Origin of the sequence: Pseudomonas sp. IPO3749 (assembly GCF_013386605.1) — a bacterium.
In the GTDB taxonomy this organism is placed as follows: Bacteria; Pseudomonadota; Gammaproteobacteria; order Pseudomonadales; family Pseudomonadaceae; genus Aquipseudomonas; species Aquipseudomonas azotoformans_A.
This window is the reverse complement of record NZ_JACARN010000047.1, coordinates 115,667-129,276: the sequence shown is the minus strand read 5'-3', so window position 1 is coordinate 129,276 and position 13,610 is coordinate 115,667. Positions and strand designations below refer to the sequence as shown.

Sequence of the window (13,610 nt, the reverse complement as noted above, 5' to 3'; positions counted from 1 at the left end):
CCTTATTCAGGACGGGACACCGGCTACAAAAAAGCCCCTGTCACCGTAAAGTGACAGGGGCTTTTTTCATTGGGCCCGAAAAAGTCAGGCCCGGTCGCGTTCCAGCAATGGTTTCAAGTAGTAACCGGTGTGCGACTGCGGCATTTCGGAAACCTGCTCCGGCGTGCCCACGGCAATGATCTGGCCACCTTTGGAGCCGCCTTCCGGCCCAAGGTCCACCAGCCAATCGGCCGTCTTGATCACATCAAGGTTGTGCTCGATCACCACCACGGTGTTGCCGTGGTCGCGCAGGCGGTGCAGTACGTCCAACAGTTGCTGGATGTCCGCGAAGTGCAGGCCGGTGGTCGGCTCATCGAGGATATACAGGGTCTTGCCGGTGTCGCGCTTGGACAGCTCGCGAGACAACTTCACCCGCTGCGCCTCCCCCCCCGACAGCGTAGTCGCTGACTGGCCCAGCTTGATGTAGGACAAGCCCACGTCCATCAGTGTTTGCAGCTTGCGCGCCAACGCCGGGACCGCGTCGAAGAACACCCGTGCTTCCTCGATGGTCATCTCCAGGGTTTCGTGGATGCTCTTGCCCTTGTACTTGATCTCCAGGGTTTCGCGGTTGTAGCGCTTGCTCTTGCACACGTCGCACGGCACGTAGATGTCCGGGAGAAAGTGCATTTCAACCTTGATCAAGCCATCGCCCTGGCACGCTTCACAGCGCCCGCCCTTGACGTTGAACGAGAACCGGCCCGGCCCGTAACCCCGTGAACGGGATTCCGGAACGCCAGCAAAAAGCTCGCGAATCGGCGTGAACAAACCGGTGTAGGTTGCCGGGTTGGATCGTGGCGTCCGGCCAATCGGGCTCTGGTCGATATCGACCACTTTATCCAGGTGTTCCAGGCCTTTGATGCTGTCGTGCGCCGCTGCTTCCAAGGTGGTCGCGCCGTTCAGGGCGGTGGCACTCAGGGGGAACAGCGTATTGTTGATCAGCGTCGATTTCCCCGAGCCGGAAACACCGGTCACACAGGTCAGCAAGCCCAGTGGAATTTCCAGGTCGACATTGCGCAAGTTGTTACCGCGTGCGCCCTTGAGGTGCAGTGCCAGCTTCTTGTTACGCGGTGTACGTTTGGCCGGCACTGCGATCTTCACACGGCCAGATAAGTACTTACCGGTCAGCGAATCCGGATGCGCCATGACCTCAGCCGGCGTGCCTTCAGCGACAATGTGCCCGCCATGCACGCCCGCGCCCGGGCCGATGTCGACCACATAATCCGCCAGGCGAATCGCATCTTCATCGTGCTCGACCACAATCACCGTGTTGCCGATATCTCGCAGGTGTTTCAACGTGCCCAGCAGGCGATCGTTGTCACGCTGGTGCAAGCCAATCGACGGCTCATCGAGGATGTACAACACACCCACGAGACCAGCACCAATCTGGCTGGCCAGGCGAATCCGCTGGGCTTCACCGCCGGACAGGGTATCGGCGCTGCGATCCAGCGACAGGTAATCCAGGCCCACGTTGACCAGGAACTGCAATCGCTCGCGAATTTCCTTGAGGATCTTGTCGGCGATTTCCCCACGGCGACCGGTCAGCTTGAGCACACCAAAGTACTCGCAGGCATCCCCGATCGGCAGGTTGGTCACCGCCGGCAAGGTCTTCTCGCCCACCCACACATGCCGCGCCTCACGACGCAGGCGAGTGCCGCGGCAATCCGGGCAAGGTTGGGTGCTGAGGAACTTCGCCAACTCTTCACGCACGCTGGCCGATTCGGTCTCGCGGTAGCGACGCTCCAGGTTCGGCACAATGCCTTCGAACGGGTGGGAGCGCTTGACGATGTCGCCACGGTCGTTCAGGTATTTGAAGTCGACGTTCTGCGAGCCGCTGCCGTGCAGGATGACCTTCTGCTGATCCGCCGGCAGCTGGTTGAACGGTACTTCCAGGCTGAACTTGTAGTGCGAAGCCAACGACCCGAGCATCTGGAAGTAGTAGACGTTGCGCCGGTCCCAGCCGCGTATCGCGCCCTCCGCCAGCGTCAGGTCGCCATTGACCAGGCGCTTGATATCGAAGAACTGCTTCACGCCCAGGCCATCGCACGTCGGGCAGGCGCCGGCCGGGTTGTTGAAGGAAAACAGCTTGGGTTCCAGTTCGCTGATGGCATGGCCGCAGATCGGGCAGGCAAAGCGCGCGGAGAAGATGATCTCTTCGCCCGGCTCGTCGTCCATCGGTGCAACCAAGGCGATGCCGTCGGCCAGCTTCAGGGCGGTCTCGAAGGATTCCGCCAGGCGTTGTTGCAGGTCGGCGCGCACCTTGAAGCGGTCGACGACCACATCAATCGAGTGCTTCTTCTGTTTGTCGAGCTTCGGCGCTTCGTCCAGCTCATAGAGCTTGCCGTTGATGCGTGCGCGTACAAAACCCTGGGCCCGCAGCTCTTCGAAGACGGAAAGGTGTTCACCCTTGCGCTCGCGGATCACCGGCGCCAGCAGCATCAGCTTGGCGCCTTCCGGCTGGGCCAGCACCAGGTCGACCATCTGGCTGACGGTCTGGGCTTCCAGGGGAATGTCGTGGTCCGGGCAACGCGGAATACCCACGCGTGCGTACAGCAGCCGCAGGTAGTCGTAGATTTCAGTGATGGTGCCCACGGTGGAACGCGGGTTATGGGAGGTCGACTTCTGCTCGATGGAGATCGCTGGCGACAGGCCTTCAATGGTGTCGACGTCGGGTTTTTCCATCATCGACAGGAACTGGCGGGCATAGGCCGACAGCGATTCCACATAGCGACGCTGGCCTTCGGCATACAGCGTGTCAAACGCCAGGGACGATTTGCCGGACCCGGACAAGCCGGTGATGACGATCAGTTTGTCCCGGGGCAGGGTCAGGTCGATGTTCTTCAGGTTGTGGGTTCTAGCCCCACGAATCAGGATCTTGTCCAAGATGGCCTCGCACGGCGGGCGTAAATAATGCCGGAGTATACGGCTAAAGACTGGATGAATATACACTGTCAAAAGGCCGCTTGCAGCCTTAGATGAAAGCTGCGCGGCAAACCGCCGCATATACCCTCTCAATCGATGGGACTGGTAGAATCGCCGCCGGTTCACACGAGGTTTTTCCATGCACGATCCCCACAGCGAACGCATGAGTAGCGGCGAGACCCGAGCGGCAAGCGGTCTGGCCCTGGTGTTCGCCTTCCGTATGCTGGGCATGTTTATGGTGTTGCCGGTGTTGGCGACCTATGGAATGGATCTCGCAGGCGCGACCCCCGCATTGATTGGCCTGGCTATTGGCGCCTACGGTCTGACCCAGGCGATTTTCCAGATTCCCTTCGGGATCATTTCCGACCGCATTGGCCGCCGCCCGGTCATCTACCTCGGGCTGATCGTGTTCGCCCTCGGCAGTGTGCTCGCGGCTCAGTCCGATTCCATCTGGGGCGTAATTGCCGGACGTATCCTACAAGGCGCCGGAGCGATTTCCGCGGCGGTGATGGCCTTGCTGTCGGACCTGACCCGCGAACAACACCGCACCAAGGCCATGGCCATGATCGGCATGACTATCGGCCTGTCGTTTGCCGTGGCCATGGTGGTCGGTCCCTTGCTGACCCGTGCGTTCGGCTTGCATGGACTGTTCCTCGCCACCGGCGGTATGGCGCTGTTCGGCATCGTGATCGTGGCCTTCATGGTGCCGCGCTCCACCGGCACATTGCAGCATCGCGAGTCGGGTGTTGCACGCAAGGCGCTCTTGCCGACGCTCAAGCATCCGGACCTGCTGCGCCTGGATTTAGGTATCTTCGTATTACACGCGATGCTGATGTGCAGCTTCGTCGCCTTGCCCCTGGCCTTGGTGGAAAAAGCCGGCCTGCCCAAGGAGCAGCACTGGTGGGTCTACCTCACTGCGCTGTTGATTTCGTTCTTCGCCATGATCCCGTTCATCATCTATGGCGAGAAAAAACGCAAAATGAAACGAATCCTGCTCGGCGCCGTCACGACGCTGATGCTCACTGAGCTATTCTTCTGGCAGTTCGGCGACAGCCTGCGGGCGCTGGTAATCGGCACGGTGGTTTTTTTCACCGCGTTCAACCTGCTGGAGGCTTCATTGCCTTCGCTGATCAGTAAAGTTTCACCGGCCGGCGGCAAGGGCACGGCGATGGGGGTGTATTCCACCAGCCAGTTCCTCGGTTCTGCACTGGGCGGCATCATGGGGGGCTGGATGTTCCAGCATGGCGGTTTGTCGGTTGTCTTCCTCGGATGCGCCGGGCTGGCTGCACTTTGGCTGGCCTTTGCTGTTACCATGCGCGAACCTCCCTACGTCACAAGTCTGCGTTTGCCGCTATCGCCTGAGGCGATCCGTGAAAGCGGTCTGGTAGAGCGCCTCAAGGCAGTCGTAGGGGTAACAGATGCAGTCGTGGTCGCGGAAGAGGCGGCCATTTACATCAAATTGGACACCGAATTATTGGATCGCGCGACGCTCGAGCAACTGGTCAACCCAGTGCCGACAGCGCGCCCAGCCTAGGAGAACGTTATGGCCCGTGGGGTTAACAAAGTCATATTGGTCGGTACGTGCGGCCAGGATCCCGAAGTTCGCTACTTGCCTAACGGTAACGCCGTGACCAACCTGAGTCTGGCGACCAGCGAACAGTGGACCGACAAGCAGACTGGCCAGAAGGTCGAGAAAACCGAATGGCACCGCGTGTCGATGTTCGGCAAGGTGGCGGAGATCGCCGGTGAGTACCTGCGCAAAGGTTCGCAGGTCTACATCGAAGGCAAGCTGCAGACCCGCGAGTGGGAAAAAGACGGCATCAAGCGTTACACCACCGAAATCGTGGTCGACATGCAAGGCACCATGCAACTGCTGGGCGGCCGTCCACAGGGCGACCAACAGGGCCAGGGCGGCATGTCCAACTCGGCACCGCGTCCACAGCAGTCCCGTCCACAGCCAAGCCAGCAGCCACAGCGTGAGTCGCGTCCAGCGCCACAACAGGCTGCTCCGCAACCGGCTGCGGATTTCGACAGCTTTGATGACGATATCCCGTTCTAGGATTTAAAATCCGGAACACGCAAACCCCCGTTTGACTCAGGTCTCGGGGATTTTTTATTGGCCGTGATCAGCTTCAGTTGAAGCGGCGATGACAACCATGTCCTTGAACCGGCGTAACACGGCCGAACCGTCATCGATCCGCGTCGCCAAATGCAGCGGTGCCACCAGGCTGCGGCACTCCGTCAATTCCCGATACACGATGCCGTCCCCGCGCAACCGCTGCATCGACGCCGGCACGATGGACACGCCAAGTCCCGCCGCCACCAGGCTCAATGTCGCGGTCATGCGTGGGGCTTCCTGCACCACTTGCGGGCTGAACCCAGCTTCGCGGCACGCCACCAGGATTGCGTCATACAACCCCAGGCCCACGCGCCGGCGATAAAGCACGAAGGATTCGGTCGCCAGTGCCTTCAAGGGCAGGGGAGAGCCTGCATCAAGCGCCAGCGGATGATCGGTGGGCAGCGCCAGCAGCATCGGTTCCACCAAGATGGGTTCGTCCTGCAGCGACTGTGTCCCGCTGAGAGGCGAGCGGATAAACGCCGCGTCGAGTTTTTCGTGTACCAATGCGTCCAGCAACTCGCCGGTGCCGGCTTCCTCTAGCACGACGCTTACGCCGACAAAGGTTTCGCGAAACAGCCGCAGCACACTCGGTACAAAAGGATGCAAGGCAGCCGAACTCGTAAAGCCGATGGCCAGCCGTCCACGTTCACCGCGTGCGGCACGGCGGACTACATCCGCGACGCCTTCAGCCTGTGCGAGGATTTCCCGCGCCTCATCCAGTAACGCGAGCCCGGCGGTGGTGGGGCGAACGCCACGGGGCAGGCGCTCCATCAACACCACGCCCAATTCGGCCTCAAGGCTTTGCAACATCCGCGTCAACGGTGGCTGTTGCATGCCCAGGCGTTCAGCCGCGCGGGTGATGTAGCCTTCTTCTGCGATGGCAACGAAGGCCTTGAGTTGGCGAAGCTCCAGCATAGGAATACTTTTCAGGTATGGGAGGGCTCCAATCCTGGCATTTGTTCTCATGGCTCACAAGATTTAGGCTGTGACCAACCTCAAAAAGAAGGAAAGCCGTGATGACCTGGTCAGCCAAGCAATACACGATGTTCGAACAGCAGCGCACTCGTCCCGTCCGTGACCTGGTCGCGGCCATTGCGAATACCGAGGTGCGCAACGCCGTCGACCTGGGCTGCGGCCCCGGCAACTCCACCGAAGTGCTCGCCGAGCGCTTCCCGCAGGCACAGGTCACCGGCATGGACAGCTCCGATGACATGTTGGTGGACGCCCGCAAACGGCTGCCGGCGCTGAACTTTGAACTGGCGGATATCGGTGACTGGAAACCTGCACAAACCTTCGATGTGATCCTGGCCAATGCGTCCCTGCAATGGTTGCCCGACCACGCCAGGCTATATCCGCACTTGGTCCAACAACTGACGCCCGGTGGCACGCTGGCGGTGCAAACCCCGGACAATCTCGATGAGCCCGCCCACCGGCTTGCCCGCGAAGTCGCGGCAGAGGGGCCATGGTCGGCCAAGATCGGAACGGTCAAACACAACGAGCGCCACACCGCGAGCTACTACTACGAACTGCTGAGCAAACATTGCAGTACTGTCGATGTATGGCGCACCACCTATCAGCACCCATTGGCGGATCACGCGGCGGTAGTGGAGTGGTTCAAGGCGTCGGCGCTGAGGCCGTTCCTCGCGCCTTTGACCGACAGCGAAAAAGCCGCTTTCCTACAGGAATACCAGGCGCGAATGATTCAGGCCTATCCCGCCTTGGCTGATGGCACGGTGTTGCTGCCGTTTCCGCGCCTGTTCATCATCGCGACTCGCTAACGCCTAAAAGCCAAGTGGCGGTCAAGCCGCCGCTTGTGCCTTCAAGTACTCATCCGCCGACACCACACCCGCATACCCAAACGCCAGCGAGGCCATGTACGCCCCGTGCACCTGCGCCGCTGGAATCACCTGCCCATTGAATTCCAGATCCCGCGTGGCACACGCGTCATGAATCACCGTGACCTTGTAGCCCAGATCCGCCGCCGCCCGCACCACAGCGTCGATACACATATGACTCATGCTGCCCACCACCACCAGGTCGGTGATGCTGCGTTGTTCCAGCAGTTCGCGTAGCCGGGTTTCGCGAAACGCATTCACAAAGTGTTTAAGCACCACCGGCTCATTGCCTTCGTTCAACACTTTGCTGTGCAGATGCGCACCCTCGGAGCCCGGTGTGAAGAACGGCGCGTCCTCGGAGGTGAACTCATGACGCACATGAATCACCGCATCGCCCGCCTGGCGAAACGCCTGCAGCACTTGCGCGGCCTTGTCTGCCGCGGCGTCGACGCCGTCGAGTGGCCACTTGCCCTGAGGGAAGTAGTCGTTCTGGATATCGATTAGGATGAGCGCTTGCTTGGCCATGTGTGTTGCCTCGTGATGGGTTGATGGGCCCAGTATCTTAGCTGGCGCCTTCACCGGGGATTGGCTGCACCGACAATAACAGGGGGAAAACTGACAATGGTGGTCGTCGAGCTGGGCGTGTTGATCTACCAAGGTGCGCAGTTGGCGGCCGTGCATGGCTTGACCGACCTGTTCGGCGTGGCCAACCGCATCGCCGCCGAGCATCAGTCCGCGCAATTGCCGTTGCTGCGGGTCAGCCATTGGCAGGTAGATGTTACCGGTAAACCGGCGCGTGTATTCAGCAGCCATCCTGGCTCCGAGCAACCGATGATGGCTGTGCTGGTGCCACCGTCGATTGGTGAGTTTACAGAGGAGCAGGCGCCCCCCGCGCTATTGGAGTGGATTCGCCAGCAACACGCGGCAGGTACTGTGCTGGGCGGTGTATGCATTGGCTCGATCATGCTGGCGCGCAGTGGGTTGCTCGACGGGCGTAGCGCCACCACGCATTGGTCTTCCGCCAAATCCTTCGCCGCCCGTTACCCGGCGGTGCGCCTGGAGGCGGATAAACCCATCGTCGATGACGGCGACTTGATCACCACCGCCGGCCTGATGGCCTGGTCCGAACTCGGCCTGCGCCTGGTCGACCGCCTGATGGGCCCGAGCATCGCGGCCGATACCGCGCGTTTCCTGGTGATCGAGCACAGTGACAGCGCCAGCCAATGCGGCAGTAACTTTGCGCCGATTCTCGGCCACGGCGACGCGGCCATCCTCAAGGTTCAACACGGGTTGCAGGCCAGCGGCGCGGTGGATGTATCCCTGGCGGCGATGGCTCGGGAAGCCGGTTTGGAAGAGCGCACCTTCCTACGGCGCTTTCGCAGCGCCACGGGTTTGAAGCCCACCGAATACTGTCAGCACCTGCGGGTGGGCAAGGCGCGGCAGATGCTCGAATTCACCAACGGCACCATCGACCATATCGCCTGGACCGTCGGCTACCAGGATCCGAGTGCCTTTCGCGCCCTCTTCAAGAAGATCACCGGACTGACGCCCAGCGATTATCGCAGCCGTTTCGGCGTGTGAATCGTGCAGAACACCGCCGCGTTATCGGGTGGTCGTGCAGAATAAAACAGGCCATCTGCCATCGTTTTTCCGGCAACCGATTGATTTGAATGCAATCTCGCCCGAACGCGCCTTGGCCTGATCTCTGCAACGTTCCGTCTACACACATGGCGGGATGGCCAAGGGGGACGCATGACCCCGACTCAACGCAAGAAGCTGGTGGTTGCTCACTCCATACGCGAGGGCGCGCCGCTGCATGAGATCGAAACCAACCGCGCTCTGGCGCGCTGGCTGGCGCAGATCCTTGGGCTCAAGTTCGGCGGCAGCTATGACACTGATCTGCACGCGGGGCGGGCCCTTTATCTGCTGCCCACACAGACCCTGGTCGGCCCGGCCCAAGCCCGAGCGCTGAATATCAAGGGGCCGGAGGATTTGTGGGGCGGTTACGTCGACCACGACTTCATCTGCACCAAAGCCATCAGTCATGGCTTGCTCGGTCCTGAAGCCAAAGCGCCGCAAGGTTGGTCGGCGTTGTTTTGCGAGCGTGTACGAAAAGTCGTGCTGGACGGTCTGAGCGTCTTTGCACTGGAAGACGCGCGGCCCGCCGCCACACGCTTGCTCTACAGCGGCCCCATCCGCTTGAAACCCGTGCACGCCTGCGCCGGCCGAGGCCAGGAAGTTATCCACAGCCTGGACGAATTCGAAGCGGTGCTGGCGCGACCGGATGCCGCGAAACTCTTCAACGAAGGCGTGGTGCTGGAGCAGGACCTGCACGATGTGGTCACCCACAGCGTTGGCCAAAGCTTTATCGGCGATCACGTGTTCAGCTACTGCGGCGAGCAATACCTGACGAAAGACGGGCAGGGCGAGGAGGTCTACGGCGGCTCCAACCTGCTGGTGGTACCCGGTGACTACGAGGACCTGCTGCAACTCGAACTGCCCGACGACGTACGCGAAGCCATCAAACAAGCCCAGGTCTTCGACACCGCCGCCGATGAGGCCTACCCCGGTTTCTACGCATCACGGCGCAACTACGACATCGCCCAAGGCCTGGACAGTAATGGCCAACGCCGCAGCGGTGTACTCGAACAATCCTGGCGCATGGGCGGGGCCAGCAGCGCGGAAGTCGCGGCGCTGCAAAGTTTTATCAACAACCCTAGCCTGCGTGCGATCCATGTGTCCTCGGTGGAAACCTACGTGGACCAACCGCTGCCAGCCAATGCCATCGAGGTGTATCGCGGTCCGGCGGAAAACAGCGAGTTTCTTCTCAAGTACGTGACGGTTAAGGCTTATGACGGCTAAAAGCGAAAGCATTGCGATCGATATCGACGACGAACAGATGAGCGGCACCTTCCTCAGCCCTAAATCCAAAGTCCCCGGCGTGTTGTTTGTGCACGGTTGGGGCGGCAGCCAGGAGCGAGACCTGGAACGCGCCAAAGGCATCGCCGGCTTGGGTTGCGTGTGCCTGACTTTCGACCTGCGCGGGCACGCCGGCACGGGCATTCCATTGTCCCGCGTCACCCGCGAAGACAACCTGCGCGACCTGCTGGCGGCCTATGACCGTCTGCTGTCGCACCCGGCCATCGACACCTCGGCGGTGGCGGTGGTGGGCACCAGTTACGGCGGTTACCTTGCGGCGATTCTCACCTCGTTGCGCCCGGTGCGCTGGCTGGCGCTGCGCGTACCGGCGTTGTACCGCGATCAGGAATGGCTCAAACCCAAGCGTGATCTGGATAAGGCCGACCTGATGGATTACCGCAGCACCTTGGTCCACGCCGAAACCAATCGCGCCTTGCACGCGTGTTCGGCCTTTACCGGTGATGTGTTGATCGTCGAATCGGAAACCGATGACCACGTGCCCCACGCCACCATCATGAGCTACCGCGCGGCGTGCCAGCAGACCCACTCACTGACCCATCGCATCATCGACGGCGCCGACCATTCCCTCAGCGATCCGGTGTCCCAACAGGCCTACACCTCAATCCTGGTGGACTGGATCACCGAGATGGTGGTGGGCGAACGGTTGAGCATTATTCAGTCCCAGTAAAGCGTTCAAGCGGGTGTTTTCTTCACCCGCAACGCCTTCGCCTTGGCCTCCACACCGAGGTACATCAGCAGCGCGATCAGCAGCGGCAAGATGAAGTAAATCGCCCGATACGCGATCAACCCGGCAAGCAAGCTGCCCCGCGACGCCTCATGCTGCAACAGCGCAATAAACACCGCCTCCAGCACGCCCAGCCCGGCCGGAATATGGGTGAGCACTCCGGCAATCGCGCTGATCAGCAACACACCCAGCACCAGCGGATAATCCAGCTTGGCCGGCAATAAGGTGAAGATCACCGCCGCCATCAGCGACCAATTCAATGCGCCGAGCAGCAATTGCAAGCACGCCATGCGCACGGACGGCAGGTTGATTTCCATGCCGCGAATCGTCCACGCACGCTTTTTCGAAAACTGGCAGGCCACCAGATAACCGAGGCTGGCCAGTACCAACAACGCGCCAATGCCTTGCAAGGCCGTGGTGCTGACCTTCCACCCCGTCGGCATGGTCACCAGACCGCTGCTGAACACCACCCCGGCAATCGCCATGTAGCCAAACCAATTGGTGGCCAGGCTCAGGCCGAGGATCTTGGCGATATTGCCGGTGCTCACGCCCAAGCGCGAATACAGGCGATAACGCATGGCGATGCCGCCGACCCACGCGCTCAGGTTGAGGTTGAACGCGTAGCTGATGATGCCCACCGGCAGGATTTGCTTCCACACCAGGTTCTGGCGGATGTAGGTGCGGCCGATCAAGTCGAAGCTGGCGTACACCAAAAAGCTGCACAGCGTCAGTGCGCCGGCGATCACCAGTGTGCGCTCCTTGAAGTCGCCCAGGGTCTGCACCACTTCGCTCCAATCGATGCGCCGCGCGAGCAGGGTGAACAGCACGATCAGCGCCAGGAAAAAAGCGATGGTCAGCGGTTTCTTCCAGCGTGTGAACCGGGATTCAGCGGTCATTGGCCTGGCTCTCGATGGGTTTCAAGCGTGGCTTGTGCGCCGGTAACCAACCGGTCAAGGCCGGGAAGTGGCGCATCACATGAAACACCAGGAAGCCCACGGTCAATCGCCACAGCCACAGGCGCGGTTTGCGGTTTTCCGGCATGGTCTGGCAATGATTGTGGGCAAGTGTTTCCAGGCGTTCGAACAGTTGTTGATTGAACGCGCGGTCACGAATCAACACGTTGGCTTCCAGGTTCAGCGACAGGCTCAACGGGTCCAGGTTGCTCGACCCCACGGTGCTCCATTCGTCATCCACCAACGCCACCTTGCCGTGCAGCGGGCGCTGGCAGTATTCGTGGATCACCACGCCGTCCTTGAGCAAATAGTCGTAGAGCATGCGCGCCGCCAGCTTCGCCAGCAGCACATCGGGCTGGCCCTGCATGATCAGTTGCACCTGCACGCCACGCCGCGCGGCATTGCGGATTTCCCGCAACAGGCGGTAGCCGGGGAAGAAGTAGGCGTTGGCGATCACCACACGCTGTTGCGCCTTGCTCAGCGCGTGGATGTACGCCTCTTCAATGTCATCGCGATGCTGCACGTTGTCGCGGTAAATCAGGCGCACCAGGCCATCGCCCTGGTCGGTGGACCACAACGAAGGCCGCTGCTGGCGCCGCCGCCAGCCACGTCGCGTGCGCACCTGGCGACCACTTTGCGCCAGGGCGAAATGATGCAGGTCCGCCACCGCCGGCCCCACCACCTGCACCGCGTAATCCTGCTTGGCCTCGGGGCCGAAATCGCCCAAGTGGTCGGCGGAAAAGTTGATCCCTCCGATAAACGCCACTTCTGCATCCACCACCACAATCTTGCGGTGCAGGCGACGAAACCAGTTGGTGCGAAAACCCAGGGTCTTGGACGCCGGGTCAAACATCTGCACCGTCACTCCGGCGTCCGCCAATTCGCCCAGAAACGACGGGCTCAGTTCGCCGCAACCAAAACCGTCCAGGCTTGCCACCACCTTCACACCACGCTGCGCAGCCTCGATCAGGATGCCGTGCAGTTCATGGCCCACCTTGTCTTCGAAAAGGATAAAGGTCTCCAGCAGAATCTCCCGTCGGGCCGCGCGCAGGGCTTCGAACACCTTGGGAAAATACGCCTCACCGTTCTCCAGCAACTCGACCTGGTTGCCACTCTGCCAGCCGTAATCCAGGTCGCGGGCCTTGGCTTCGTCCGGCGGCTGGTCGGTGGAGATATGTTCCACAGCCACGTTCATAGCTCGACCTCCACCGACAGCGGCACATGATCGGACAAGTGAGACCACGGCCGCGTCGTCAGCACCCGAGGGTTATGCACCTTCAGATTGCGCACATAAATCCGGTCCAGCGGCAGCAATGGCAGGCGTGCCGGGAAGGTGCGCGCGGGTTTGCCCATGGATTCAATAAACACTTCCTTCAAGCCCGCCTTGCTCAGGTCGGCCTTTTGGCGCCAATCGTTAAAATCACCGGCCACGATCAGCGGGGCGTCGGCCGGAATCTCGCTGATGCGCTGCTCAATCAAGCGCAATTGCTGCTGGCGGTGCACTTCGCGCAAGCCCAAGTGGATGCAGATTGCATGGATCTCCTGACCGGTGCCCGGCAGGCGCAGCACGCAATGCAGCAGGCCACGGTTTTCATGGCCGCTTTGGGAAATATCGAGATTGTCGTAGCGCACGATCTGGAATTTCGACAGCAACGCGTTGCCATGGTCGCCATGGGGGTAGACCGCGTTGCGGCCATAGGCGAACTGCGGCCAGATGCTGTCGGCGAGGAACTCGTATTGCGGCATGTTCGGCCAGTCGCTGAACCGCTGTGGATGGCGCTCGTGGGTGCCATGGATTTCCTGCAAAAACACCATGTCGGCGCCCACGCTGCGCACCGCTTCACGCAGCTCGGGCAGGATGAAACGTCGATTCAGGGCGGTAAAGCCCTTGTGGATATTGACCGTCAGCACCGTGAAGCGAGTGATGGCGACGCTGGGGGTGATGGGCACCCAGTCGGGGATCGCAGCCATGATTGCTCCTGTGAAAGAAGTGGGGGCCTGGCCCCCGTTTATGGCTGACTGTGATTTTTGACGGAAAGTTTCCAGCGTCCTACAGACGGCATAAAGATGCCGCTGAAGGG

12 protein-coding genes are annotated in these 13,610 nt (G+C 61.0%); 6 read left to right on the top strand and 6 right to left on the bottom strand.

What is annotated here, in order from left to right; translation table 11 throughout:
* Positions 1-84 precede the first annotated feature (84 nt).
* Complete coding sequence (gene uvrA, locus HX812_RS19680) at positions 85-2,919, bottom strand: excinuclease ABC subunit UvrA (RefSeq protein WP_028618130.1); 2,835 nt, start codon at positions 2,917-2,919, stop codon at positions 85-87.
* A gap of 178 nt (positions 2,920-3,097) precedes the next feature.
* Between uvrA and HX812_RS19675 the strand changes: the two genes are divergently transcribed.
* A complete protein-coding gene (locus tag HX812_RS19675) occupies positions 3,098-4,492 on the top strand; it encodes an MFS transporter (protein ID WP_010206876.1) in 1,395 nt (464 codons plus the stop codon).
* Between the two features lie 9 nt (positions 4,493-4,501).
* Positions 4,502-5,017 carry a single-stranded DNA-binding protein gene (locus HX812_RS19670; protein ID WP_017849542.1) on the top strand — a complete coding sequence of 172 codons (516 nt, stop codon included), beginning with the start codon at positions 4,502-4,504 and terminating at the stop codon, positions 5,015-5,017.
* A gap of 54 nt (positions 5,018-5,071) precedes the next feature.
* Here HX812_RS19670 and HX812_RS19665 read toward each other — a convergent pair whose 3' ends face one another.
* Positions 5,072-5,992, bottom strand: a complete 921-nt coding sequence (locus HX812_RS19665; protein ID WP_038850129.1) for a LysR family transcriptional regulator — start codon at positions 5,990-5,992, stop codon at positions 5,072-5,074.
* Between the two features lie 101 nt (positions 5,993-6,093).
* On the opposite strand from HX812_RS19665, the gene tam reads away from it, so the two are divergent.
* The gene (tam, locus tag HX812_RS19660) at positions 6,094-6,855 is read left to right on the top strand and encodes a trans-aconitate 2-methyltransferase (protein ID WP_038850128.1); all 762 of its coding nucleotides are present in this window, start codon (positions 6,094-6,096) and stop codon (positions 6,853-6,855) included.
* Between the two features lie 21 nt (positions 6,856-6,876).
* Here tam and HX812_RS19655 read toward each other — a convergent pair whose 3' ends face one another.
* Positions 6,877-7,437, bottom strand: coding sequence for a cysteine hydrolase family protein (locus HX812_RS19655; protein WP_033897983.1), 561 nt, complete (start codon positions 7,435-7,437; stop codon positions 6,877-6,879).
* Between the two features lie 96 nt (positions 7,438-7,533).
* On the opposite strand from HX812_RS19655, the gene HX812_RS19650 reads away from it, so the two are divergent.
* From HX812_RS19650 to HX812_RS19640, 3 genes are all read left to right on the top strand, one after another.
* Positions 7,534-8,493, top strand: a complete 960-nt coding sequence (locus HX812_RS19650) for a GlxA family transcriptional regulator (RefSeq protein WP_038850127.1) — start codon at positions 7,534-7,536, stop codon at positions 8,491-8,493.
* A 171-nt stretch (positions 8,494-8,664) separates the two neighbouring features.
* Entirely contained in the window at positions 8,665-9,774 is a 1,110-nt protein-coding gene (locus tag HX812_RS19645; protein ID WP_038850126.1) for a DUF3182 family protein, read from the top strand.
* Complete coding sequence (locus HX812_RS19640) at positions 9,764-10,519, top strand: S9 family peptidase (protein ID WP_033897979.1); 756 nt, start codon at positions 9,764-9,766, stop codon at positions 10,517-10,519. The genes HX812_RS19645 and HX812_RS19640 overlap by 11 nt, the downstream gene beginning before the upstream one ends.
* 5 nt (positions 10,520-10,524) lie before the next feature.
* On the opposite strand, the gene HX812_RS19635 is transcribed toward HX812_RS19640, so the two are convergent.
* The 3 genes from HX812_RS19635 to HX812_RS19625 are packed head-to-tail and all read right to left on the bottom strand — an operon-like array spanning position 10,525 to position 13,500.
* A complete protein-coding gene (locus tag HX812_RS19635; RefSeq protein ID WP_038850125.1) occupies positions 10,525-11,472 on the bottom strand; it encodes a lysylphosphatidylglycerol synthase domain-containing protein in 948 nt (315 codons plus the stop codon).
* Positions 11,462-12,724: a cardiolipin synthase ClsB gene (gene clsB / locus HX812_RS19630; RefSeq protein ID WP_038850124.1), complete on the bottom strand. Its 1,263-nt coding sequence runs from the start codon at positions 12,722-12,724 to the stop codon at positions 11,462-11,464. Before clsB ends, HX812_RS19635 begins: the two co-directional genes overlap by 11 nt.
* Complete coding sequence (locus HX812_RS19625; protein ID WP_038850123.1) at positions 12,721-13,500, bottom strand: endonuclease/exonuclease/phosphatase family protein; 780 nt, start codon at positions 13,498-13,500, stop codon at positions 12,721-12,723. The genes clsB and HX812_RS19625 overlap by 4 nt, the downstream gene beginning before the upstream one ends.
* Positions 13,501-13,610: the final 110 nt, after the last annotated feature.